The sequence below is a fragment of the Microbacterium oxydans genome, from assembly GCF_006540085.1.
Taxonomy (GTDB): Bacteria; Actinomycetota; Actinomycetes; order Actinomycetales; family Microbacteriaceae; genus Microbacterium; species Microbacterium oxydans.
This window is the reverse complement of sequence record NZ_BJOG01000007.1, coordinates 164,251-186,270: the sequence shown is the minus strand read 5'-3', so window position 1 is coordinate 186,270 and position 22,020 is coordinate 164,251. Positions and strand designations below refer to the sequence as shown.

Annotated in this window: 21 protein-coding genes; 10 read left to right on the top strand and 11 right to left on the bottom strand. The window is 69.9% G+C overall.

All coding sequences use genetic code 11. The features are described from left to right. The first annotated feature begins 18 nt into the window (after positions 1 to 18). Together MOX01_RS14055 and MOX01_RS14050 are read left to right on the top strand one after the other, a co-directional pair. Positions 19 to 1,458 carry an aldehyde dehydrogenase family protein gene (locus tag MOX01_RS14055; protein ID WP_141370205.1) on the top strand — a complete coding sequence of 480 codons (1,440 nt, stop codon included), beginning with the start codon at positions 19 to 21 and terminating at the stop codon, positions 1,456 to 1,458. A gap of 26 nt (positions 1,459 to 1,484) precedes the next feature. Next, positions 1,485 to 2,951, top strand: a complete 1,467-nt coding sequence (locus MOX01_RS14050) for a GMC family oxidoreductase (RefSeq protein ID WP_046749065.1) — start codon at positions 1,485 to 1,487, stop codon at positions 2,949 to 2,951. Between the two features lie 20 nt (positions 2,952 to 2,971). Here MOX01_RS14050 and MOX01_RS14045 read toward each other — a convergent pair whose 3' ends face one another. Beyond that, a complete protein-coding gene (locus tag MOX01_RS14045; protein ID WP_046748880.1) occupies positions 2,972 to 3,583 on the bottom strand; it encodes a TetR/AcrR family transcriptional regulator in 612 nt (203 codons plus the stop codon). Between the two features lie 165 nt (positions 3,584 to 3,748). On the opposite strand from MOX01_RS14045, the gene MOX01_RS14040 reads away from it, so the two are divergent. From MOX01_RS14040 to MOX01_RS14020, 5 genes are read left to right on the top strand one after another with little or no spacing between them, the layout of a single operon-like run. Next, positions 3,749 to 4,750: an ABC transporter substrate-binding protein gene (locus MOX01_RS14040; protein WP_141370203.1), complete on the top strand. Its 1,002-nt coding sequence runs from the start codon at positions 3,749 to 3,751 to the stop codon at positions 4,748 to 4,750. Between the two features lie 5 nt (positions 4,751 to 4,755). Beyond that, on the top strand, positions 4,756 to 5,535 hold the full coding sequence (locus MOX01_RS14035; protein WP_141370201.1) for an ABC transporter permease: 780 nt from the start codon (positions 4,756 to 4,758) through the stop codon (positions 5,533 to 5,535). Continuing rightward, positions 5,535 to 6,371 (top strand): ABC transporter permease, encoded by an 837-nt coding sequence (locus tag MOX01_RS14030; RefSeq protein WP_141370199.1) that lies wholly within the window; start codon positions 5,535 to 5,537, stop codon positions 6,369 to 6,371. Before MOX01_RS14035 ends, MOX01_RS14030 begins: the two co-directional genes overlap by 1 nt. Continuing rightward, the gene (locus MOX01_RS14025; RefSeq protein ID WP_141370197.1) at positions 6,368 to 7,159 is read left to right on the top strand and encodes an ABC transporter ATP-binding protein; all 792 of its coding nucleotides are present in this window, start codon (positions 6,368 to 6,370) and stop codon (positions 7,157 to 7,159) included. The genes MOX01_RS14030 and MOX01_RS14025 overlap by 4 nt, the downstream gene beginning before the upstream one ends. Beyond that, positions 7,160 to 9,475, top strand: coding sequence for an arylsulfatase (locus MOX01_RS14020; RefSeq protein ID WP_141370195.1), 2,316 nt, complete (start codon positions 7,160 to 7,162; stop codon positions 9,473 to 9,475). Between the two features lie 72 nt (positions 9,476 to 9,547). Here MOX01_RS14020 and MOX01_RS14015 read toward each other — a convergent pair whose 3' ends face one another. The 5 genes from MOX01_RS14015 to MOX01_RS13995 are packed head-to-tail and all read right to left on the bottom strand — an operon-like array spanning position 9,548 to position 14,300. Next, positions 9,548 to 9,919: a DUF202 domain-containing protein gene (locus MOX01_RS14015; protein WP_227751372.1), complete on the bottom strand. Its 372-nt coding sequence runs from the start codon at positions 9,917 to 9,919 to the stop codon at positions 9,548 to 9,550. Between the two features lie 13 nt (positions 9,920 to 9,932). Next, positions 9,933 to 10,289, bottom strand: coding sequence for a YidH family protein (locus MOX01_RS14010; RefSeq protein ID WP_058632465.1), 357 nt, complete (start codon positions 10,287 to 10,289; stop codon positions 9,933 to 9,935). A 37-nt stretch (positions 10,290 to 10,326) separates the two neighbouring features. Continuing rightward, a complete protein-coding gene (locus MOX01_RS14005) occupies positions 10,327 to 11,970 on the bottom strand; it encodes an amidohydrolase (RefSeq protein WP_141370193.1) in 1,644 nt (547 codons plus the stop codon). 1 nt (position 11,971) lies between these two features. Further along, entirely contained in the window at positions 11,972 to 12,811 is an 840-nt protein-coding gene (locus MOX01_RS14000; RefSeq protein WP_141370191.1) for a molybdenum cofactor biosynthesis F family protein, read from the bottom strand. 34 nt (positions 12,812 to 12,845) lie between these two features. Then, positions 12,846 to 14,300 carry an APC family permease gene (locus MOX01_RS13995; RefSeq protein WP_046748886.1) on the bottom strand — a complete coding sequence of 485 codons (1,455 nt, stop codon included), beginning with the start codon at positions 14,298 to 14,300 and terminating at the stop codon, positions 12,846 to 12,848. A 117-nt stretch (positions 14,301 to 14,417) separates the two neighbouring features. On the opposite strand from MOX01_RS13995, the gene MOX01_RS13990 reads away from it, so the two are divergent. Together MOX01_RS13990 and MOX01_RS13985 are read left to right on the top strand one after the other, a co-directional pair. After that, on the top strand, positions 14,418 to 15,311 hold the full coding sequence (locus MOX01_RS13990; protein WP_227751371.1) for an SDR family NAD(P)-dependent oxidoreductase: 894 nt from the start codon (positions 14,418 to 14,420) through the stop codon (positions 15,309 to 15,311). Positions 15,312 to 15,376: 65 nt separating this feature from the next. Continuing rightward, entirely contained in the window at positions 15,377 to 16,192 is an 816-nt protein-coding gene (locus MOX01_RS13985; protein ID WP_045262180.1) for an SDR family NAD(P)-dependent oxidoreductase, read from the top strand. A 15-nt stretch (positions 16,193 to 16,207) separates the two neighbouring features. Here MOX01_RS13985 and MOX01_RS13980 read toward each other — a convergent pair whose 3' ends face one another. Next, on the bottom strand, positions 16,208 to 16,765 hold the full coding sequence (locus MOX01_RS13980; protein WP_141370189.1) for a TetR/AcrR family transcriptional regulator: 558 nt from the start codon (positions 16,763 to 16,765) through the stop codon (positions 16,208 to 16,210). 118 nt (positions 16,766 to 16,883) lie between these two features. On the opposite strand from MOX01_RS13980, the gene MOX01_RS13975 reads away from it, so the two are divergent. Continuing rightward, positions 16,884 to 17,918 (top strand): aldo/keto reductase, encoded by a 1,035-nt coding sequence (locus MOX01_RS13975; protein WP_141370187.1) that lies wholly within the window; start codon positions 16,884 to 16,886, stop codon positions 17,916 to 17,918. A 26-nt stretch (positions 17,919 to 17,944) separates the two neighbouring features. On the opposite strand, the gene MOX01_RS13970 is transcribed toward MOX01_RS13975, so the two are convergent. The 4 genes from MOX01_RS13970 to MOX01_RS13955 all read right to left on the bottom strand — a co-directional run bounded on the left by MOX01_RS13970 (position 17,945) and on the right by MOX01_RS13955 (position 21,966). Then, positions 17,945 to 18,595 carry an HAD-IA family hydrolase gene (locus tag MOX01_RS13970; protein ID WP_141370185.1) on the bottom strand — a complete coding sequence of 217 codons (651 nt, stop codon included), beginning with the start codon at positions 18,593 to 18,595 and terminating at the stop codon, positions 17,945 to 17,947. Between the two features lie 62 nt (positions 18,596 to 18,657). Then, positions 18,658 to 19,350, bottom strand: coding sequence for an ABC transporter ATP-binding protein (locus tag MOX01_RS13965; RefSeq protein ID WP_061017206.1), 693 nt, complete (start codon positions 19,348 to 19,350; stop codon positions 18,658 to 18,660). Next, entirely contained in the window at positions 19,347 to 21,119 is a 1,773-nt protein-coding gene (locus MOX01_RS13960) for a branched-chain amino acid ABC transporter ATP-binding protein/permease (protein ID WP_141370183.1), read from the bottom strand. Before MOX01_RS13960 ends, MOX01_RS13965 begins: the two co-directional genes overlap by 4 nt. Then, complete coding sequence (locus MOX01_RS13955) at positions 21,106 to 21,966, bottom strand: branched-chain amino acid ABC transporter permease (RefSeq protein ID WP_141370181.1); 861 nt, start codon at positions 21,964 to 21,966, stop codon at positions 21,106 to 21,108. The genes MOX01_RS13960 and MOX01_RS13955 overlap by 14 nt, the downstream gene beginning before the upstream one ends. Positions 21,967 to 22,020 lie beyond the last annotated feature (54 nt).

Here is a 22,020-nt window from a genome sequence, read left to right as displayed (position 1 = left end):
CTCGAAGGAGAGACACCGATGTCCGATTCCGCAGCTTCCGCAGCCGCCGCGCTGCTCGACCGCATCCAGGCGCCGGAAGGCGAGGGCCGTGAGATCCCCGATGCTGCGACCCGCGAGGTCATCGGCCGTGCACCCGTCGCCGCCGTGGACGACCTCGACGACGCGATCGCCCGTGCGAAGGCTGCGCAGCCCGCGTGGGAGGCGCTCGGTCACGAGAAACGGAGCGAACTGCTCCTGGCCGCGGCCGACGCGATCGATGCGAACGCCGAGGGTCTGGCCTACCTCCTGTCGCGGGAGCAGGGGAAGCCGCTCAACGGCCCGAACGCGCGGTTCGAGCTCGGTGCCTGCTCGGCATGGCTGCGCACCAATGCCAGCACCGTGCTCGAGTCGCAGGTGCTCGTCGACGACGAGACGCTGCACGCCGAGCTCGTCTACAAGGCGGCTGGTGTCGTCGGAGCCATCGGGCCGTGGAACTGGCCGCTCATGATCACGATCTGGCAGATCGGGCCGTCGCTGCGGATGGGCAACACGGTCGTCGCGAAGCCCAGCGAGTACACCCCGCTGAGCGTGCTCGCGATGATCGCGGTGATGAACGAGGTGCTGCCGGAGAATGTGCTGCTCGGCGTCTCCGGAGACCGTGAGGTGGGCGCTCGCCTCGCGTCACACCCCGACATCGCCAAGATCATGTTCACCGGCTCGACAGCGACCGGTCGCCGCATCATCGAGAGCTCCGCAGGCAACCTCGCCCGCCTCACGCTGGAGCTGGGCGGCAACGACGCGGGCATCGTGCTTCCCGGCACGGACGCGTCGGCCATCGCCGAAGACCTCTTCTGGGGGGCGTTCATCAACACCGGACAGACCTGCGCAGCCATGAAGCGCCTCTACGTGCACGACTCCGTCTACGACGAGGTCGTGGACGCACTCGCCGCGATCGCCGAGCAGGTGCCGATGGGCAACGGACTCGACGAGGGCAATGTGCTCGGACCGCTGCAGAACCGGCCGCAGTTCGACATCGTCAGCCGCCTGGTCGACGATGCGAAGAGCCGCGGTGCCCGGATCGTCACCGGCGGCGAGCCGGCATCCGACCTCGGCGAGCTGTTCTACCGGCCTACCATCGTCGCCGACATCGACAACGATGCGGCGCTGGTGCAGGAGGAGCAGTTCGGTCCCGCACTCCCCGTCATCCGCTACAGCGACGTCGACGAGGCCTTCACGCTCGCGAACGCCCTCGACGTGGGCCTTGGCGCCTCGGTGTGGGCCAGCGACCCGGAGGAGGCCCGCGCCGTCGCTGCGCGCATGCAGTCCGGCACGGTGTGGATCAACTCGCACGGTGGGCTGCACCCCATGGTGCCGTTCGGCGGTGTGAAGAGCTCGGGCTACGGGCTGGAGTTCGGCGTCGAGGGACTCAAGTCCGTCGCCGTCACCCAGGTCGTCTCCGGACCGGGCCGGAAGGCCTGAGCGTGACCGCGGCGAACAGCGGCGCGGTGCGCTCCGCCATCGTCGTCGGGGCCGGCACCTCGGGCGCCATCGTCGCCCGGCGTCTCGCCGACGCCGGGGTCGCCGTCACGCTCGTCGAGGCCGGCGGCTACGACACGAACCCGGCCATCCACGACCCGTCGCGGGCGGGGGAGCTCTGGCACTCCGCCGAGGACTGGGACTTCTTCACCGTGCCGCAGCCGCACGCGGCCGGTCGACGTCTGCATCTCCCTCGCGGCAAGGTCACCGGCGGCTCGCACGCGCTGAACGCCATGATCTGGGTGCGCGGCGCGGCCTCCGACTACGACGCGTGGGAGGCCGCCGGCGCGACGGGATGGGGCTGGGCCGAGGTCGAGCCGATCTACGACGCGATCGAGAACGACCTGCTGCCCGTGACCGACGATTATGCGCTCTCGCCCATCCAGGCTTCGATCATCGACGCCGCCGTCGAGGAGGGGCTGCCGCGCAACCCGAACTACAACGGGGGCACGCTCGACGGGGTCTCACAGGAGCAGGTCACGATCAAGGACGGCCGTCGGGTCAACACCTGGACGGCCTACGCGCAGCCCGTCGCCGACCGGATGACGATCCTCACCGGCCGCGCCGTCCACTCCGTGATCGTGCGCGACGGGCGCGCGGTCGGCATCCGGCTGGGGGAGGGCGATGAGACCGAGGAAGTGTTCGCGGACGAGATCGTCCTGTCGGCGGGAGCGCTCGGCACGCCCGTCATCCTGCTGCGCTCGGGCATCGGTCCCGCTGACGAGCTGAGTGCGCTCGGCATCCCCGTCGTGCACGACGCCTCCGCTGTGGGCAAGAATCTGCACGACCACCTCCTCTCCCCGGTGATCTTCGCGACCGAGAAGAAGCCCATCGGCCCGCCGCAGTCGGGGGTGTCCGTCACGCAGAGCCACCTGTTCTGGCGCAGCCGCGACGGCCTCGCGCAGCCGGACACGCAGCCCATCCACTTCTCCGTGCCGATGTGGGGCGACCTGGAACCGCGGGGCGACGACGGGTTCACGCTCATGGCGGGCCTGGTGACGCCGTACAGCCGCGGCGAGCTGCGCCTCACCGGTCCCGGCCTCGACGACCTGCCGCACATCGACCTGGCGGCACTGGAGGATCAGCGCGATGCCGACGCCCTCGCCGCCTCCGTGCGCCAGTGCCGCCGCATCGGCGCACAGCCTGCGCTCGCCGAGGAGTGGGGAGCGGTGGAGGTGTACCCCGGGCCGGACGTGACGGACGACGATGTGGAGGACTGGGTGCGCCGCACGGCCATCACCTACCACCACCAGGTCGGTACCTGCCGCATGGGCAGCGACCAGGAGTCCGTGGTCGATCCGCAGCTCCGGGTACGCGGGATCGACGGGCTGCGTGTGGTCGACGCCTCCGTCATGCCGACCGTGCCCACCGGCAACACCAACGCGCCTGCGGCCATGATCGGCGAACGCGGCGCGCGGTTCATCCTCGCAGGCTGAAGGCAGGACGACGGATGCGATCAGCGGGCGGGCGGGACGGAGGGGCGACGGAGCGTCGACAGCAGCGCGTCGAGGCCGTCGTTCAGCCGCCCGTCGCCCGCCGAGTCCGGCATCAGCACCGAGATCATCTGCCACCCCGCATTGCGCGACGCGATCTCGTTCACCGCGGTCTCGATGTCGATGCCGTCGGCGAGCTCGCCGTCGTCCCTGGCCTCGATCAGACACTGGCGGAACAGGTCCCGCCAGTGCAGGTTGTTCACGCGGTGGATCCTGGTGACCTCGTCGTCCTGCGACGCGTGATCCCAGAACGCGATGACCACCTTGGCGTACAGCGGGCCGTTCGGGCTGTAGGGGAGGATCTCCCTGCACATCCGCTCCAGAGCCTCGAGTCCTCGGACGCCCTCGATGCGGGCGTGGATGCGGTCGTTGGCGAGCGAGTACAGACGGAGGAACGCCGCCGTGAGGACGCTCCTCTTGTCGGGGAAGTACCGGGCGATCGCGCCATGCGCGTAGCCGGCCTCCGTGGCGATCTCGCGCATCGTGAGGTTGTCGAAACCGACGCGGATGATCACCTGTGTCGCCGCATCGGCGATGTGGGTCCTGCGTTCCTCATGGTCGACGATCTTGGGCATCGCGCCCCCCTCTCCGGTCCTGCACTCTTACATCCACGATTCTCCATTTGCTGTTTTTAGTCACCAAACGGTGACTAATGTAACCCGATCGTAATCAACAAAGCACTAAGCGCGACTACGATCTTTAAAATCACCAACCGGTGACTAACTCGAAGAGGAGTTCTCATGAACGTCACAAGACTCGCACGTCGCGCCTCCGGCGCCCTCGTGGTGGCCGGGACGCTCGCGCTCGCAGCCTGCACCTCCGCCCCCGCGTCCTCCTCCGGCGGCGACGGCGAGCTGACGACGCTCAAGGTCGCGACCATCGGCCTCGTCTCCGACGGGGCGCTGATACGGGGACAGGAGCGGGGCTTCTTCGAGGAGGAGGGGCTGAAGCTGGAGACCTCGGTGGTCGCCAACCCGCCGGCCGGACTCGCCGCCGCGCAGGGCGGACAGGTCGACATCGCGTACGCCCCCAGCATCCCGCTGCTGAACGCACTCAGCAGCGGCGTCCCGCTGAAGGTCGTCGCACCGGCGGACGGATTCGTCGCCGGAGCGGCTGACGCCGAAGACCCCGCGACCGTCGACGACACCGGTCTGTTCGCCTCCGCCGCCAGCGGCATCTCCTCGGTCGCGGACCTGAAGGGGGCGACCATCGCCATCCCCGCGCGCAAGGCGCAGCTCGAAGTCGTCATCTCCGATGCCCTCGACCGTGCCGGCGTCGATCCCGGCTCGGTGGAATGGGTCGTCCTGGACTTCACCTCGGCGGTCGCCGCGCTGCAGAGCGGCACGGTCGATGCGGCGGGTCTCGTCAGTCCCTTCACCGCGGAGGCGGATGCGGCGGGTGCGGTGCAGCTCGACTCGCCGTCCGTCGGCTTCTTCGAGGAGGGCGCCGTGGGGCTGTGGACCGCGGGGGAGAGCACGATCGCGGCGAAGGCCGATGCCATCGCCGCCTTCCAGCGCGCTGTCGCCAAGAGCAACGCCTACGCGAACGAGCACCCGGAGGACGCGATCCAGGCCGGGATCGACGCCACAGGCTCGACGCTGACGGTCGACGACGTCAAGCTGCCGTTCTGGCCGGCCGAGGTGGCGCCCGTGGATCTCGAACGCGTGAACGACAAGCTCGTCGCCCTCGGCTTCCTCGCGGCTCCGGTCGACCTCGAAGGCGTCGTCCTCGCCGCCGGATGATGCTCATGAACCGCTCTTCTCTCCTCCCGCCGCTCATCGGAGCAGCCGGCGTCGCCTCGGCGCTCGCGCTCTGGGAATGGTCGGCGACCGCCGGGCCGCTCGCCGGGTCACCCCTGCCGGCAGCCACGGCCGCGATCGGCGAGGCGATCCGTCTGCTCGGAACCCCTGCGACGTGGACGGCCCTCGGTGACACGCTCACGATGGCCCTCGTCGGACTCGTCTTGGCGATCGTCGTCGGTGTCGCCCTCGGCGTCGCGATCGGCACGTCCCCGCTCGCGATGCACGCGACGCGGGTGCCGCTGGAGTTCCTGAAACCCATCCCGCCGATCGTGATCCTGCCCGTCGTCGTGCTGGTCATGGGGCCGACGGCGAGCATGGGCATCTTCCTGGTGTTCTTCGGCTGCTTCATCGCGATCGCCGTGCAGGCCTCGGCCGGCGTCTTCGACACCGATCCGGTCGCCAGGGCCACCGGACGCTCGTACGGCATGGGAAGAGCCGAGATCCTCGGCCGGATCGTGCTCCCGAGCGCGCTGCCCTACATCGGCACGGCCGTGCGGGTCGCCGCACCGACATCGCTCGTGGTCGCGGTGGTGGCAGGACTCCTCGGGGGAGGGCCGGGTCTCGGCCAGAGCCTGCTGCTGTCGCAGATCACCGGCAACCAGGCGCAGCTCTTCGCGTACGTGCTGATCCTCGGCGTGCTCGGCCTGTTGATTCAGGGACTCAGCCAGTGGGGCGAGCGCACGCTCCTGCACTGGCATCCGCAATACCGGAAGCAGGTCGTGTGATGACCCTCACCTCGTCGATCCAGACCCGAACCAGGCTCGCTCGACGACGCGGCCAGGACGGACTCCCGCGCGGCGTTCTGCTCGGTGCCGAGATCGCGGTGCCCGTCGCGCTGCTGGCGCTGTGGTGGTTCGCCTCGGCCGGGTCGACCAACGCGTTCTTCCCGCCGCTGCAGACGATCCTGCAACGGCTCTGGCAGCTCGCGCAGACGCCCGCCTTCCTGCTCGACGTCGCCTCGTCCGTGGGCAACCTGGTGGTGTCCTTCCTGCTGGCGACCGTGATCGGTGTGCTCGTGGGGCTGCTGCTGGGCCTCGTCCGTCCGCTGAGCTGGTTCGCCGAGCCGACCATCCACTTCTTCCGTGCGATCCCGCCGGTCGCGCTGGTGCCGATCTTCGTCTCGCTCATCGGTTTCGGCACCGAGACGCGCATCCTCTCCATCACCCTGGCCGCGGTGTTCCCCATCCTGATCTCGACGATCGACGGCGTCCGCGCCGGCGAGCCCACACTCGAGATGGTGAGCCGCGTGTACCGGCTGAGCGCCGGCGAGCGGCTGTTCTCCGTGATGCTCCCCGCTGCGAGTCCGCGCATCCTCTCCGGGATGCAGGTCAGTCTGATCACGGCGTTCGTCGTCATGATCGCGAGCGAGATGCTCGGCTCCTCGACGGGGCTCGGAGCGGCGACCCTGCTCGCGCAGCAGTCCTTCGCCATCCCGGACATGTGGGCCGGGATCCTCGTCCTCGGCGTCATCGGATACACCGCGACCGCCGTGTTCACCCTCTTCCGGCGCCGCGTGCTGCGCTGGTACATCGCCTCCCAGCAACAGGAGAAGAACGCATGACCACCACCACCGTCACCGCGCCGGTGCGCCTGAGCGTGCAGGGCCTCGCGAAGTCGTACGAGACGAAGGCGGGTCCTGTGCCCGTGATCGCCGACCTCACCTTCGACGTGCACGCCGGGGAGGTGTGCTGCATCGTCGGTCCCTCCGGCATCGGCAAGACCACCCTGTTGAAGTGCCTCACCGGGCTGCAGAGCATCACCGCCGGGAGCGCGGCCATCGACGGGACCCCCATCGACGGCCCTCCCGAGGAGATGGCGCTCGTGTTCCAGGAGTACACCCGGTCGCTGATGCCGTGGCTCACGGTCGAGAAGAACGTGCGCCTGCCGTTGAAGCATCTGCGCCTGCCCGCCGCGGAGCGCGAGGAGCGCATCGCTGCCGCCCTCTCCGCCGTCGGACTGTCCGGTGCGGAGTCCAAGTTCCCCTGGCAGCTGTCCGGCGGCATGCAGCAGCGCGTCGCGATCGCGCGGGCGATCGCCTACCGGCCGGAAGTGCTCGTGATGGACGAGCCCTTCGCCTCGGTCGACGCGCAGACGCGCTTCGAGCTGGAGGACCTGTGCCTGCGCATCCGCGAGCAGTTCGGGATGACGATCGTCGTCGTCACCCATGACATCGATGAGGCGGTCTACCTCTCCGACCGTGTGGTGGTGCTCGGCGAACGCCCCGCGAAGGTCACCGAGATCATCGAGATCGACTTCAGCGGTCATCGTGATCAGCTCACGACACGAGCCCTCCCGGTGTTCGCCGAGCTGCGCACCCGCATCTTCGAGCTCATCCGGAAGGCGGGCTGAATGTCCGTGTCGTACGAAGCCCGTGGATACGAACGGTTCCAGGGCCGCGCCGAGGAGTTCACCTCGTCCTCCGAGCCCTGGTGGCCGGAGCCTCGCCGCGCGAGAGTGGGGGCTCCGAACGTGATCGTGATGCTGATCGACGATCTGGGCTTCAGCGACCTCGGGCCCTTCGGCAGCGAGATCGACACCCCGCGCATCGACGCGCTGGCCGCCGACGGCTGGGTCTTCACGAACTACCGCACCGCTCCGATGTGCTCCCCGGCCCGCGCCGCCCTGCTCACGGGCCTGAACCCCCACCGTGCGGGCTTCGGCTTCGTGGCGCACGTCGATCCCGGTTACCCGGGGTTCAGCTGCGAGCTGCCCGCCGACGCCCCGACCCTCGCCGAGTCGCTGCGGGCAGGGGGATACGCGACGTTCATGGTCGGCAAGTGGCACCTGACCCTGGAGTCGAGCCTGCACGACGGAGCCGACCGTCGCACGTGGCCGTTGCAGCGCGGCTTCGACAGGTACTTCGGCAGCATGGACGGCTTCACCTCGCTGCATCACCCGCACCGGCTCGTGCAGGACAACGCAGTGGTCGATCTGCATGAGTACCCCGACGGCTTCTTCCTGACGGACGAGCTCACGGACAGGGCGATCGGCATGATCGACGATCTGCGCGTGAACGACCCCGACAAGCCGTTCTTCCTCTATTACGCGCACACCTCGGTGCACGGCCCCATCCAGGCGAAGGACATCGACATCGCGAAGTACCGCGGTCGGTACGAGGCCGGGTGGAATCGGATGCGCGAGGAGCGATTCGCTCGGCAGCGCGAACGGGGCATCGTGCCGGCGCATGCCGACCTGCCGACGGACGCGATAGCCGACGGTGCGCAGATCCCCGCCTGGGACGACCTCGCCGAAGAGGACCGGCGGCTGTTCGCGAGGCACATGGAGGTGTACGCGGCGGCCGTGGACGAGATCGACCAGAGCGTCGGTCGCCTGCTCGATCGACTCGAACGCAGCGGGGAGCGCGAGAACACCATCGTGGTGATCGCCAGCGACAACGGGGGGACGGCGGAGGGCGGTCCGACCGGCACGCGGAGCTACTTCGCGCAGTTCGGCAGCCACGGCGGCATGCCCGAGGACTGGGTCACCGACGTGCCGCGCGACGTGGACGACATCGGCGGGCCGCGCCTGTTCGGGCAGTACCCCACAGGGTGGGCGCGGGTGTCCAACACCCCGTTCCGCTCGTTCAAGGCCACTACCTACGAGGGGGGAGTCCACGCGCCTCTGCTCGTGTCCTGGCCCGATGCACCGATGCGCGGCGGGCTGCGCGACCAGTTCGTGTTCGTGTCCGACCTCGCGCCCACGCTGCTGGAACTCTGCGGGGTGCCTGCCCTGGCCGAACGCAACGGCGTGCCCGCGCTCGACATGGACGGCGGCAGCATCGTGGATGTGCTCGCGAACCCTCGCGCGGACGGGCGTGAGGTGCAGTACTTCGAGTGCGTGGGGCGGCGAGCGATCGTGGACGGCCGCTGGAAGGCGCTCTCGACCGTGACCCCCACACCGGACGAAGGACCGGCAGGCGGGAGCTGGGAACTGTACGACCTGGAGCTCGATCCCACGGAGACCGTCGACGTCGCGCATGCCCACCCGGAGGTCGTCGCCGCACTCGCAGATCGTTGGCATGCCGAGGCATGGCGGAACACAGTGTTCCCGCTGGACGACGAGGGTGCGCTGTTCCGGGTGCGACCCGACACCGAGGAGCCGTTGTCGGCACCGGTCGACCTGATCCCGTTCCGCCCGCCGCTGGAGAGATTCCGTGCGGCGAAGCTGACGGTGCTGCGCTCGTTCCGGATCGAGGTGGATCTCGAGGCCGGCCACGACGCCGCAGGGGTGATCGTGGCGCACGGCGACCAGGGCGGCGGCTACCTGCTCGCGCTCGACCGCGGCGCCCCGCTGCTCGTGTACAACGCGTACGGACGCATGCACCGCGCGCGAGGTTCCCTGCTCGGCGCCGGTCCGCATCGCCTCGTGGTGCGCATGGACGAACAGCCCGGTCTGCGCTGGAGCGCGAGCGTTGAGGTCGACGGGCGAGACGACGCCCGGATCGACGACGTGTCCATGCTGATCGGGATGTCGCCCTTCACGGGCATCAGCGTCGGCTACGACTTCGGTGGCCCCGTCGACTGGGAGCTGCACGAAGAGCACCGGTCGTATCCGTTCCGCGGCGGTTCGCTGCAGCGCGTGCGCTACGTGCCGGGTGCCCGTTCCGTGCACGATGCCACTGTGCTGCGCGCGGTGGGACGCGCCGTGCTGACGGTCGCCGACTGAGGTCGGCACCGGGTCCGGCTGGCACCGGGTCCGGTCGGCACCGACGTCTGAGGGGGCGTCGGTGCCGACCAGTCACATCGCGAGCTGTGCGACGACGACGAGGACCACCGCGATCACGCCGAAGCCGGTCCCGAACACGGTGAGCGCGAGCAGGAGCGAACCACCGGGAAGGGGCCCCGCCGCCGTCTCTGTGAGCACGGCGGTCGTGCGGCGCTGTCGTCGTCGTGCGGCGATCCAGAGCACGCATGCGGTGCCGACGCCGATCACGCCTGGTGCGATGCCCCAGGCCCCGAACACGGGCGGCAGGACGAGCGGGAAGACCCGCAGCGACAGCAGCGAGCCGATCGCGATCGCGAGGGCGGTGCGTCGCCAGGCGAGTTCGGTGCGCTCCGGTTGCAGTCCGGGGTCGTACCGTCGTTGCGGTTCGATGGCACGTCGCATCATCCGCGCTGACCGATCAACGCCACAGCACGCCGGCGAGCACCAGCAGCCCGACCGTCACGACCACCGCCGCCAGCAGCACGGCGGACAGCGCGCCGGGCAGCGGCCGTGACTGCCGCATCGCGCGTTCCGCCCGCATCCACTCCCACCACGCGAGAGGCGCGACCACGGTACCGGTCGCCATCAGCAGCAGCGAGGCCGCGAGGCGGAACCCCGGATGCAGATCCAGGCCGAGCACCTCGAGCGCGACGCCCCCGGCGATCAGCGCGAGAGCAGTCCTGGTCCACGCCAGGAACGTGCGCTCGTTGGCGAGCGAGAACCGCGGGTCGGGCTCTTCTCCGACGCCGTACACGGAGGAGGGGAAGCGTCGCATCGCCTCATCGTATCGGCGCGACCGCCGCATCCGCGGGTCAGTCCCCGTGCACACGGCGACCGGCGAACCACGTCGACTCGATCGAGGTGTGCACGATCTCGTCGGCGGGCCCGGCGATCGCATCGCGTGCCAGCACCACGAAGTCGGCCGATTTGCCGGGGGAGAGGGATCCGGTCTCGTTTCCGAGGCCCATTGCGGTCGCCGCGTTGATCGTGAAGACCTCCAGCGCCTCCTGCGCCGTGATCGCCTGTTCGGGCCAGAGACGTCCCGGTGCGCGGCCGAGCGGATCGGCTCTGGTCACCAGGCCCTGCAGCCCCTCCAGCGTGTTCGGGGAATCGCTCACCGGCCAGTCGGATCCGCCGGCCACGAGCGCCCCGGCATCGAGGAGCGAGCGGTTGGGCTGCGAGTGCTCCGCCCGATCACCGAGCACGTCGGCCAGCGCCTGCGGGATCACCCCGGGGTACCAGATGAACGGGGAGATGTCGGCCGAGACGTTCAGCTCCGCCAGCCGAGGGACGTCGGACTCGGCGAGGAACTGCCCGTGCGCGATCTGCACGGGCGTGGTGAAGCCTGCTGCGCGCAGCTGCTCCGCGGCGTCGAGGACCAGTCGGGCGGAGCCGTCCCCCGTGCAGTGCACCTTGGCGCCGAGGCCACGCTCGGCCACGGCGCGCAGCCACCTCGTGAGCTCGTCGAGGGTCATGGTCGTCTCGCCGTGGAAGTGTGCGCCGTGCACCGGGTCGGCGGGGTAAGGGTCGAGGAAGGCGGCGGTCCGGGCCGGCGGAACGCCGTCGAGGAAGATCTTGACGAAATCGGGCCGATGGTGCGGGGTGCGGAACTCCTCGCCCCGGTCGAGCAGGGGAGCGCCGATCGGGTCGAACCCGAAGATCTCGTCGTTGATCAGCAGCGATGACACGACCCAGGCGCGCAGGTCGTCCGCGCGGTCGAGGTCGGAGAGCGCGCGGAGGATGTCCACCGAGACCCCTGCATCCTGGAACGCCGTCACGCCGTAGGAGTTGAGGATCTCGACACCTCGTCGGGAGGCCGCGGCGTGCTGCTGCGGTGTGAGCCCGCCCGTGCGGTCGTACGCCTCCTGCACCGGGATCCCCGCGGCTTCGAGCAGGACGCCGGAGGGTGTGCCGTCGTCAGGGTCGAGCAGGGTCACCCCCGACTCGGGGACGTGCTCCGCCGTGATGCCCGCGAGCTCCAGCGCCCGACTGCTCACCCAGCGGTTGTGGCGGGAATCCTCCATGAGCATCACCGGGCGCCCGCCGCTCGCCTCGTCCAGGCGGCGTCGGCTCGCGGTGTTCGCGAGGGAGGGCAGCAGGGTGGTCGCCACCGCGCCGCCGACGATCCAGGCGTCCTGCGGCAGCTCCGCGGCCTTCTCCCGCACGCGGTCGAGCACCTCATCGAGACTCAGCGACGGCGCGAGCGACAACTCGAACAGGTCCGTGCGCCCGGCGAGCGCGTGGTGGTTGTGCACATCGACGAAACCGGGGTACACGGCCGCGTCGCCGACCTCGAGCAGACGGGTCCTGCGGCCCCGGAGCGCTTCGATGTCCGAGCGCGCTCCGACCGCGATGATCCTGCCGTCGCGCACGGCGAAGGCCTCGACCACCGGGTTCGCGCGGTCGGCCGTGCGGATCGCGGAACCGGTGACGATGAGGTCGGCGACGTCGGTCATGTCAGACGGCTCCGAAGGTCGCGGGCTCGAGCTCCGGCGCGTGCAGCGTCGTGGAGAGCAGTCGTCCGTGGGCGCCGAACGTGAAGTGCGTCGGCACCTCCCCGCTCTCGTCGAGGCCGAACAGCACGCCGTGGGAGCGGATCGCGTTCACGTCGCGGTGGTCGGCGATCGTCACGGATGCGCAGGGGATGACCTTCTCGCGCCAGGCGAACACGTAGATGCCGGGGCGGATCTGCCACACGCTGTTCTCATCCGTGTCGGCGAGGCCGCGTTCCGGTCCCGCGAGGCACTGCCACGAGTACCAGTGCGACGACAGGTAGACGTGTTCGTACGCGTGCTCGTCGCTGTACACCCACTCGACCCTGCGACCGATGAGGGTCGTCGTGGGAGCGGCCTCCTCGCCGCTCTGCTCGATGCCCTCGATCACCCCGGGGGCGAAATGGTGCTGCACGCGGGTGCGGCCCTGCTCCGGTGCCGGCAGGATCTCGGAGATCACGGCCAGAGCGCGGCCCTGTCGCAGGTCGAGGATGAGCGAGACGGCCTCGTGCGGCAGGTAGCGGTGGTGGAACTGCACGAAGTAGAGCTGTTCGTCGACCTCGAAGGCCTCGTAGTCGTCGGTGTCCGCCGCGGCCTCGGTGTCGTCCTCCGCTCCCGGCTGGTACTCCCACGAGACGGTCGAGTCGGCGAAGCGATGCACGATGCGGGTGCCGCGACCGTCGACGACGGTGACCTCGGTGCCGCTCAGCGCGGTCGAGTGCGGGGCCTTGTTGGCGTCGAAGCCGGGTGCCAGTCCCTCCAGGGGCAGCCAGGTCGAGGTGTCGGCGGGATTCAGAGTGGTCATGCGATCTCCTTCGATGGATGGTCTGGGGGAGGGGTCAGCGGTCGCTGAACTGCTCCAGGTCGGTGGCGAGGCCTTCGTAGACGGCCGGTCTGGCGCGCTTCAGGTAGGCCCCGTAGCCGATGCCGCCGATCAGGGCGACCACCAGCAGCAGCGGCATCAGCCGGATGGCGAGCTCCTCCGACCCGGCGACGATGTTGAAGTTCACGACGGCGAGGACGGAGATGGCCGCGATGCCGAGGAAGCCGATGCCGGGGGCGATGAACGTGCTCCACCAGCGCGGGTCCTGGCGGCGGCGGAAGTAGACGACGATCGAGATCGCAGCGAGTCCCTGCAGGATGAGCACGCTCAGGGTGCCGAAGCCGAGCATGGCGGGGACGAGCGTGACGATCGGGTCCGCTCCCGCGATGGCGAAGATCACCGCGACGACCGCGGCGAAGCCGGCCTGCACGATCCCGGCCAGCTGCGGCGCGCCGTTGGCACGCGTGCGGGCGAGGGCCTGCGGGAGGATCCTGGCCCGCCCCAGCGAGTACAGGTAGCGCGTCGCCGAGTTGTGGAAGGCGAGCATGGCGGCGAACAGGCTCACCAGGAGCAGGATCATCATCACGGTCGTGAGCGGGCCGCCCAGGTACTGCTGCGACAGCGAGAAGATGAGGTCGCCCGTTGGCAGGTGCTCGAGCGCGGTGGCCTGGGCCTGCGCCACACCGGTCGCGCTCACGACGGCCCAGGTGGTGACACCGAGGATCACGCCGATCGCGATGATCGAGGTGTAGGTCGCCCGCGGGATGGTGCGCAGCGGCTGCTTGGCCTCCTCGCTGAACAGCGCCGTCGCCTCGAAGCCGAGGAAGCCGGTCGCCGCCAGCAGCAGGCCGATGGGCAGCGACCCGGAGAACACGGCCTCGGGGCTGAACGCCGCCACGTCGTAGCCCGTCTGCACGAGCACGGAGATGTCGAACACCACGAGCATCAGCACCTCGAGCACGAGGCAGACCCCCAGGATCTTCGAGCTGAAGTCGACACCCACCCGGGCCAGCACGAAGCAGACGACGATGGACAGCAGACCCCAGACGAGCCAGTGCACGTCGAGGCCGGTGAGGTCGCGGATGATCGTCTGCATGAAGAAGCCGCTGGTGCCGATCGTTCCGACGACGAAGAAGTTGTAGCCGAGGGTGGCGATCAGACCCGCGATGAGGCCACCGGTGCGACCGAGGCCCTTCACCACGAACGCGTAGAAGCCTCCGGCGTTCACGAGCTGCTTCGACATCTGGGCGTAGCCGATCGCGAACAGCAGCAGGATCGCCGCGACCAGGAAGAACGACATGGGCGTGCCACCGCCGTTGCCCAGCGCGATGGCGAGCGAGGCCACCACCACGATGCCCGTGAGCGGGGCGACGGCGGCGAGGACGAGGAAGACGATCCCGGCGACGCCGAGGGCTCCGGGTCGGAGAGAGGTGTGCGTATGCGTCGTGGACGCGGATGTCGGGTCTGCCACGTCGGCTCCTTTGCTGGGTGACGGCCGTGCGGACACGGCATCGACGACGAGGGGAATCGTCGATAGAGCGAGTCTGCTCGTGCTGTCGACGACGCGCTTGACCCTGAGGGAAAGACGATGGTGCCAGCGTGCACAGCCTCCTCCCGAACCTTCGAACGGCCGGGAACAGGGGAGCAGGATGACCGTGATGACACCGCCGTCCTCTCCCGCACCACCGGTGCAGGGACGGCCTGCGAGGGACAGATGGATCTGCAGCTGCACGACAGGACGGCCCTGATCACGGGTGCCGGGAGCGGCATCGGGCGCGCCACGGCCCGCGCGCTCGCGCAGGAGGGGATGCGGGTGGCGTTGCTCGACCGCGACAGCGCCGCTCTGGAGGGCACCGCTGCGCTCGTGCGGGACGCTGTTCCGGAAGCGGCGGAGGCGGTTCTCGTCCTCGCCGACGTGACGGATGAAGAGCAGGTGCGCGCCGGCGTGCTCAGGGCGGTCGACGGTCTCGGCGGGGTGGATCACGTGGTGTGCTGCGCAGGCATCTCCGGCCCGGTCGGCTCGTCGATCGAGGACACCGACCTCGCTGCGTGGAACACCGTGCTCGCCGTCAACGTGACAGGGCCCTTCCTGGTGCTCAAGCACGCGCTCCCCGCGCTGCGGATCGCGGATCGGGGATCCATCGTCCTCCTCGCGAGCGACTCGGCCCTCGTCGCGTCACCAGGGATGGTCCCCTACTGCGCGTCGAAGGCCGCGGTCGTCCAGTTCGGCCGCGCGCTGTCCGTCGATCTCCTCGGCACCGGGATCCGCGTGAACTCGATCGCCCCGTCGATCGTCGACACACCGATGAGTCGCGGCGATCTGGGTGAGGCCGCTCTGGACGATCCCGGGTTCCCCGTGCAGACCGCGGACGAGGTGGCCGCCCACGTGGCCTACCTGCTGTCGCCTCACGCCGCGGCGGTGAACGGCACCACGCTGATCAGCGACTTCGGCTACACCGCCCGCTCGGGATTCCCCGCCTGATACGGACGCATCGGACCAGACCACCGCGCGCACGCGCATCGAGCGAACACCACACAGGAGAAGACATGGGAATCACGGTCGGATCGAGCGTCTCAGGGCGCGTCGTCGTCATCACCGGAGGCGGCACGGGCATCGGCGCGGCCATCGCCGAGCGCTACGCGGCAGAGGGGGCCCACGTCGTGGTGGTGGGTCGGCGAGCGGAGCCGCTGCACGAGGTGGAGCGGGCGGTGGGTGCGGTGCCCGTCATCGCGGATGCCGCGGACACCGCGTCGGCCCAGGCCGCTGTCGCCGAGGTGCTGGCGCGCTTCGGTCGCATCGATGTGCTCGTCGCGAATGCCGGCGGCCACGGGTTCTCCCCGGTCGGCGACACCGACGATGCGAGCTGGGAGGCGGCGATCCGCGCGAACCTCACGACGGCGTTCACGATGGCGCGCGAGGCCCTTCCTGCGCTGATCGAGGCGAAGGGGCAGATCGTGATCGTCTCCTCGCTCGCCGGTCTGTTCGCCGGCCCGTCGGTGGCCGGGTACACGGTGGGCAAGCATGCGCTGATCGGTCTGACCCGCACGTTGGCACGTGACTACGGCCGGCACGGCGTGCGGGTGAACGCGATCTGCCCCGGCTGGGTGCAGACGCCCATGGCCGACGACGAGATGGACGAGTTCGCCTCGCACGCGGGGCTCGGTTCCCGTGAGGAGGCGTATGCGACCGTCACGGCCGACGTGCCGCTGCGTCGCCCGGCGCGCCCCTCCGAGATCGCCTCGGTTGTGCGCTTCCTCGGGTCAGGGGAGTCGTCTTACATCACCGGTGCCGTGATCGTCGCGGACGGCGGTTCGCACGTCGTGGACGTGCCGACCATCGCCTTCGACCACGCCGGGATGTGACCGACCGAGGGTGCGTCAGGGACGGGTCCCGGCCGTTGCGCGGTAGCGGAGACCGTCCACGAGCAGCCCGACCAGGACCTGACTCTGCTCCTCCGACCCCGCGGAGTGGCAGAGGTTCGCTGCGGCGTACAGGAGTTGCGTCGCGTCGACGTCGCTGCGGATCGTCCCCGCCTCGGCTGCGGCGTCGAGAAGACGTTCGAGCGCTCCGCCGAGTTCGGCGGTGAAGTACGACGGCAGTGCCTCGAAGGCGGGATCTCCGGAGTGCAGCGCGGCAGCGAGCCCGCGCTTCGTGGCGACGAACTGCGTGAAGCGCTGCAGCCACAGGGCGAGCGCGTCATCCGGGGAGTGCGCGGCGGCGAGCTCGTCCGCGGCCGCCGCGGTGGCATCGACGGCATGCCGGAAGACGGCGACCACGAGGTCCGACCGCTGCGGGAAGCGGCGGTACAGGGTGCCCACTCCGACGCCTGCGCGCTCGGCGATCAGCCTCGCGGGCGCGTCGACCCCCTCCGTGGCGAAGACCTCGCGTGCGGCATCGGTCAGTGCGTCGGCATTGCGGCGGGCGTCGGCGCGCATGGATCCTCCGGGGGTTGCATAAACGGAACACTGTTCCGTATGCTTCCGGAAAGGCGTTCCACTTCGGTCAACGATAGGGCACCGGACAGCAGAGCGCCATCGATGGAAGGAACACGACATGCACTACCGCACCCTCGGCAGGACCGGGATCCAGGTGAGCCCGTTCGCCCTCGGGGCCATGATGCTCGGCACGGACGGCAGCATCGGGAACGGCGACGAGCGGGACTCCATCCGCATCGTGCATCGAGCCATCGATGCGGGCATCAACATCATCGACACGGCCGACCGATACTCGCAGGGCGGCTCCGAAGAGCTCATCGGCAAGGCGCTCGCCGGCCGTCGCGACGACGTGGTCCTGGCCACGAAGTTCAACGGACCGATGGGCACCGACCCGAACAGGCGCGGCAACTCCCGCCGATGGATCATGCGCGCCGTCGAGGACTCGCTCCGTCGGCTGGGGACCGACTACATCGACCTGTACCAGGCGCACCGTCCTGACGACACCGTCGACCTCGAGGAGACGCTCTCCGCGCTGACCGATCTGGTCCGCAGCGGCAAGGTGCGGGCGATCGGCAGCTCGGACTTCCCCGCCTCGATGCAGGTCGAGGCGCAGTGGACCTCCGAGCGTCGGGGCCTCGAGCGCTTCCGCACCGAGCAGCCGACCTACTCGATCCTGAACCGTGGCATCGAACGGGAAGTGCTGCCCGTCGCGCAGCGCTACGGCATGGGCGCCCTCGTCTGGAGTCCTCTCGCCGGCGGCATGCTGACCGGACGGTTCCGGAGGGGACAGCAGACCGATCTCGCTCGCGCGACCATGTTCCGGCACAACCAGGACGAGCGGCGGATCGACGCCGTGGAGCAGATCGTCGCGCTCTCCGAGGAGACCGGCATCCGGATGACCCACCTCGCGATGGCGTTCGCGATCGCGCATCCCGGTGTCACGAGCGCGCTGATCGGCCCGCGGTCGATGGAGCAGCTGGACGACCTGCTTGCGGGAGTGGACATCGCGCTCACGGACGAGGTGCTCGACCGGATCGACGCGATCGTCCCGCCCGGCACCGATGTCGGACGCCTCGATCAGCAGTACAACCCGCCCGCTGTGCTCGAGCCCGCGCTGCGACGGCGACCGGCGGCGCACCGCTCCGCCGCCTAGGCGACCGGGTGTGAGCTCCGGACCGCTCAGCCGATCCGGAGCTCGAAGCCGTCGTCGACGGCGGCGATCGACACCTGCGTGAGGTCGTCCACGTGCGCGGTCGGGGCGTGGGCGGCGGCGTGCGGGCCGACTCCGATCACTCGCATGCCCGCGGCGTGGGCGGCCTGGATCCCGGCGCCGGAGTCCTCGAACACGAGGCAGTCCGCGGGGTCGACGCCCAGCGTGCGCGCAGCGAGGAGGAAGCCCTCAGGGTCGGGCTTCGACGCGGACACGTTCTCGGCCGTCACGGCGAGGGCGGGCACGGTCAGCCCGGCCTGACGCATCCGCGCGGTCATCAAGGCGACGTTGGCGGAGGTCACGATCGCGTGGGCGAAGGGCTGCAGAGCATCGAGCAGACCGTCGGCGCCGGGGATCATGATGACGCCTTCCACGTCGGACGCCTCGTTCGCGAGCATGACCTCGTTCTCGCGGAGGTTGATCGCGTGGTCGCGCTCGGGCAGCATCATCGCCATGCTTTGGTGACCCTGACGTCCGTGCACCACACTCAGCACCGTCTCGGGGGCGATCCCGTGCGGCTCCGCCCAGGCCAGCCACAGCCGCTCCACCACGGCGGTCGAGTCGACGAGGGTGCCGTCCATGTCGAGGAGGGCGGCGCGGGCGTGGATGGTCTGGGTCATCCTCTCAGGCTAATCCCCACGTCCCGGTGATCGCCGACGGTCGCTCGACCCCCGACACGTGCTCAGCCGCCGAGGTAGGCCCGGTGCAGCAACGCGGGGTCCTCCTGCAACGCCTGCGCCGTGCCCTGGAACGAGACGCGCCCGCCGGCGACGACCACCGCTTCCTCGGCCAACCCGAGAGCGAGCTGGGTGAACTGCTCGACCAGCAGCACCCCGACCCCGGACTCGGCGATGGACTGCACGATCGGCATCAGCCTCAGGAAGACGACGGGGGCGAGGCCGAGCGACATCTCGTCGATCAGCAGGATGCGCGGTTTCGCGGCGAATGCCCTGGCCAGCACGACCATCTGCTGCTCCCCACCCGACAGCAGGGCGGTGGGGGCGTCGATGCGTTTCTCGAGTTCGGGGAACTGCGCCAGGACGGCGTCGAACTCCGAAGGGGTGCGCGCTGTGAGCGAGAGGTTCTCCCGCACGGTCAGCGACGGGAAGACGGCACGGCCCTGCTCGATGTGCACGATGCCGCGGCGCGCCCTCGTGACGCGGGAGAGCCGGTCGATGGGTTCGCCGTCCAGGGTGATCGTCCCCGCGGAGTGAGGGGTCACACCGGAGACGGATTCGATCAGACTCGTCTTCCCCGCACCGTTGGGGCCGACCAGGGCCAGCACCTCGCCGCCGGCGACCCGCAGCGAGACGTCGGAGATGACGGGTCCGGCTCCGCGACTCACCGTCACGGCGTCCAGCACGAGTTCGCTCATGTCAGCAGCTCCGTCTCTCCCATGTAGGCCTTCACCACGTCGGGGTTCGCGAGCACCTCGGCCTGCGGCCCGCTCGCCAGCACCCGACCGAAGTCGAGCACGGTCAGAGTGGGGCACACGGAGCGCACGAGGTCGAGGTCGTGCTCGATGATGATCAGCGCGACGCCGTAGCGCGCCGGCAGGTCTCGCAGACGTGCCGCGAGCGCCAGGTGCTCCTCGTGCGACAGGCCGGCAGCGGGTTCGTCGAGGATCAGCAGACGGGGTCGGGCGGCGACGTTCGCGGCGACCTCCACGAGCCTCCGGGTGCCGACGTCGACGCTCGACAGGCGCGCGCGGGAGGGAGGGCAGCCGAAGAACTCCAGCACCTCGTCGATGTCGGCCTTCGCGAGCCGGCGTCTGGCTACGAACCGCACGTAGCCGCCGACCGTGAGCGCGGGCGGGACCCGATCCTGCTGGAACGTGCGCCGCAGCCCCAATCTCGCGCGACGGGTGGGGGAGAGGCCGGCCAGGTCGCGGTCGCCGAGCAGCACACGTCCTCCGTGCTTCGGCAGGAAGCCGCTGATCGCGTCGACGAAGGTCGACTTCCCTGCGCCGTTGGGCCCGATCAGCCCCATGATCGATGCGGCCGGCACCTGGAACGACACATCGTCCAGTGCCTTGAGTGCGCCGAACTGCACGGTGAGACCCTCCACGGTGAGCACGGGCGCACCACGCAGGTCCGCATCGTCGACCGTGGCCGTTGTCGTCGTCGTGACGGCCGAGGCATCGGCTCCGGCATCGGCCGGCAGGGCGGTGAGCTGCGCGTTCGCGGTTCGCCGGTCCGCGCGGAGGTAGAGCAGGTTGCGAATGCCCTGGCCGAGGTTGGTCCCGCTGGTGAGAGCCTGCACGCCCAGCACGCCGAAGACGACGAAAGCCCAGTCCTGCGGCACACCCCAGCGCTTGAGCAGCTCGGGAACGAGCACCCAGAGCAGCCCGCCGAAGATCGCCATGTCGATCAGGTGGGCGCCGGACATGATCGCCAGCACGTAGAGCGCGAGGGACTGCAGCGGCGTGAAGCTCGACGCGAACGGCAGCTGCACCTGACCGGCCAGCAGCCCACCCGAGATGCCGCCGAGGGCCGCGGAGACGGCGAAGGCGGTCAGCTTGGCCGCCTGCACGCTCTGCCCCGAGGCGGCGGTTCCCCGTTCGGAGAATGCCACGGCCTTCCAGCTCGACCCCCAGCGGCCCCGCTGCAGGAAGAACACTCCGAGGGCGCAGACCGCGAGCACGACGATGGACAGGAAGAAGAACTGGCGGTCGTTCGAGAACATCTCCGGTCGTTCGATGGCCGTGCCGTCCGCCGAGCCGGGGAACTGGATCTGCACCAGCGTGACGTCGGCCGCTGCGGCGAAGCCGAGGGTCACGACCGCCAGGTTCACCCCCCGCAGCCGCAGGGCGGGAAGGCCGACCAGGATGCCGACGAGCCCCGCCGCGACACCGCCGAGGATCAGCCATAGGAGGAATCCTCCCGGCGCCTGCACAACGTTGAGCAGCGACACGATCCAGGCGCCGACGGCTGCGAACGTGAGCTGGCACAGGGCGATCATCCCTGCGGAGCCGGTCACGATGCCGAGGCCGAGGATGGCGATGGCGGCGGTGACCGCGCTGATGGCGAGGAAGACGAAGTACCCGGGCAGGGCCGAGCTGAGGATCGCACCGACCCCGATGCCGACGAGGGCGACGGCGAACGGCCAGGTGACGCGGAACCAGGGGCGGTCAACGAGCGGCATCCCACACCTCCTTGCGCTGCGTCCAGAGCAGCAGGACGACGATGAACAGGAACGGGAGGAAGTTGCGCACCAGCGCGACCTCGCCGATCTGGGCGACGAGTCCGCCGAGCACGCCGAGGATGAGTCCGCCGGCGACGGCGAGGTCGAGACGGCGGAAGCCGCCGAGGAGCGCGGCCGCGGCGGCGGGCACGATGAGCATCGACAGGCTCGTCGCGTCGTTGGACTGCGACGGCGCCACGATGATGATCGCGATCGCGCTGATCACACCCGTGACGAACCACACCGCGATGGAGAGCGGCCGCGAGCGGATGCCGAGCAGTTCGGCCGTCGTGGGGCGCTCGGAGAGGGCGCGCAGCTGCGTTCCGACTCTGGTGCGACGCAGGACGATGCGCACGGCGATGGCCGTCACGATCGCCATCGCGACGGTTGCGACCGTGACCTGGCTGACGACGACGCCGCCGGTCGTGAAAGCGGGCCCGGCGATGATCGGCGCGAACGGCTGCGGTTTGTTGCCGAACAGGATGAACGACATCGAGATCAGCAGCAGCAGCGGGCCGACGGTCATCGCCGAGCGGGTCGTGGTCGACGCTTCGGACAGCCACGTCGCAGCGATGAAGCCGATCGCCGCGGCCAGCAGCCCTGCCACGAGCACCCCGAGCACGGAGCCGACCCAGATGGGCAGCCCCAGTTCGCGCACGAACCACACGGCTGTGAAGCCGCCGAACATGCCGGTCGCGGCCTGGGCGAAGTTCACGACCCGCACGAGCCGGGACATGAGCGTCAGGCATACGCCGAGAACCGCGTAGAGACCGCCGGCGGCGAGCCCCGCGATGGCACCTTGCAGCATGGGCGTCCTTTCTGTTCCGAGGGGGAGGGGGAAGGTGCCTGCCGCCGGTAATGC

Excerpts from the sequence above, each read along its gene's own strand:
- MOX01_RS14055 (WP_141370205.1), top strand. The coding sequence starts at position 19 with ATGTCCGATTCCGCAGCTTCCGCAGCCGCCGCGCTGCTCGACCGCATC.
- MOX01_RS14045 (WP_046748880.1), bottom strand. The coding sequence starts at position 3,583 with ATGCCCAAGATCGTCGACCATGAGGAACGCAGGACCCACATCGCCGAT.
- MOX01_RS14040 (WP_141370203.1), top strand. The coding sequence starts at position 3,749 with ATGAACGTCACAAGACTCGCACGTCGCGCCTCCGGCGCCCTCGTGGTG.
- MOX01_RS14035 (WP_141370201.1), top strand. The coding sequence starts at position 4,756 with ATGAACCGCTCTTCTCTCCTCCCGCCGCTCATCGGAGCAGCCGGCGTC.
- MOX01_RS14030 (WP_141370199.1), top strand. The coding sequence starts at position 5,535 with ATGACCCTCACCTCGTCGATCCAGACCCGAACCAGGCTCGCTCGACGA.
- MOX01_RS14025 (WP_141370197.1), top strand. The coding sequence starts at position 6,368 with ATGACCACCACCACCGTCACCGCGCCGGTGCGCCTGAGCGTGCAGGGC.
- MOX01_RS14020 (WP_141370195.1), top strand. The coding sequence starts at position 7,160 with ATGTCCGTGTCGTACGAAGCCCGTGGATACGAACGGTTCCAGGGCCGC.
- MOX01_RS14015 (WP_227751372.1), bottom strand. The coding sequence starts at position 9,919 with ATGATGCGACGTGCCATCGAACCGCAACGACGGTACGACCCCGGACTG.
- MOX01_RS14010 (WP_058632465.1), bottom strand. The coding sequence starts at position 10,289 with ATGCGACGCTTCCCCTCCTCCGTGTACGGCGTCGGAGAAGAGCCCGAC.
- MOX01_RS14005 (WP_141370193.1), bottom strand. The coding sequence starts at position 11,970 with ATGACCGACGTCGCCGACCTCATCGTCACCGGTTCCGCGATCCGCACG.
- MOX01_RS14000 (WP_141370191.1), bottom strand. The coding sequence starts at position 12,811 with ATGACCACTCTGAATCCCGCCGACACCTCGACCTGGCTGCCCCTGGAG.
- MOX01_RS13990 (WP_227751371.1), top strand. The coding sequence starts at position 14,418 with ATGGTGCCAGCGTGCACAGCCTCCTCCCGAACCTTCGAACGGCCGGGA.
- MOX01_RS13985 (WP_045262180.1), top strand. The coding sequence starts at position 15,377 with ATGGGAATCACGGTCGGATCGAGCGTCTCAGGGCGCGTCGTCGTCATC.
- MOX01_RS13980 (WP_141370189.1), bottom strand. The coding sequence starts at position 16,765 with ATGCGCGCCGACGCCCGCCGCAATGCCGACGCACTGACCGATGCCGCA.
- MOX01_RS13975 (WP_141370187.1), top strand. The coding sequence starts at position 16,884 with ATGCACTACCGCACCCTCGGCAGGACCGGGATCCAGGTGAGCCCGTTC.
- MOX01_RS13970 (WP_141370185.1), bottom strand. The coding sequence starts at position 18,595 with ATGACCCAGACCATCCACGCCCGCGCCGCCCTCCTCGACATGGACGGC.
- MOX01_RS13965 (WP_061017206.1), bottom strand. The coding sequence starts at position 19,350 with ATGAGCGAACTCGTGCTGGACGCCGTGACGGTGAGTCGCGGAGCCGGA.
- MOX01_RS13960 (WP_141370183.1), bottom strand. The coding sequence starts at position 21,119 with ATGCCGCTCGTTGACCGCCCCTGGTTCCGCGTCACCTGGCCGTTCGCC.
- MOX01_RS13955 (WP_141370181.1), bottom strand. The coding sequence starts at position 21,966 with ATGCTGCAAGGTGCCATCGCGGGGCTCGCCGCCGGCGGTCTCTACGCG.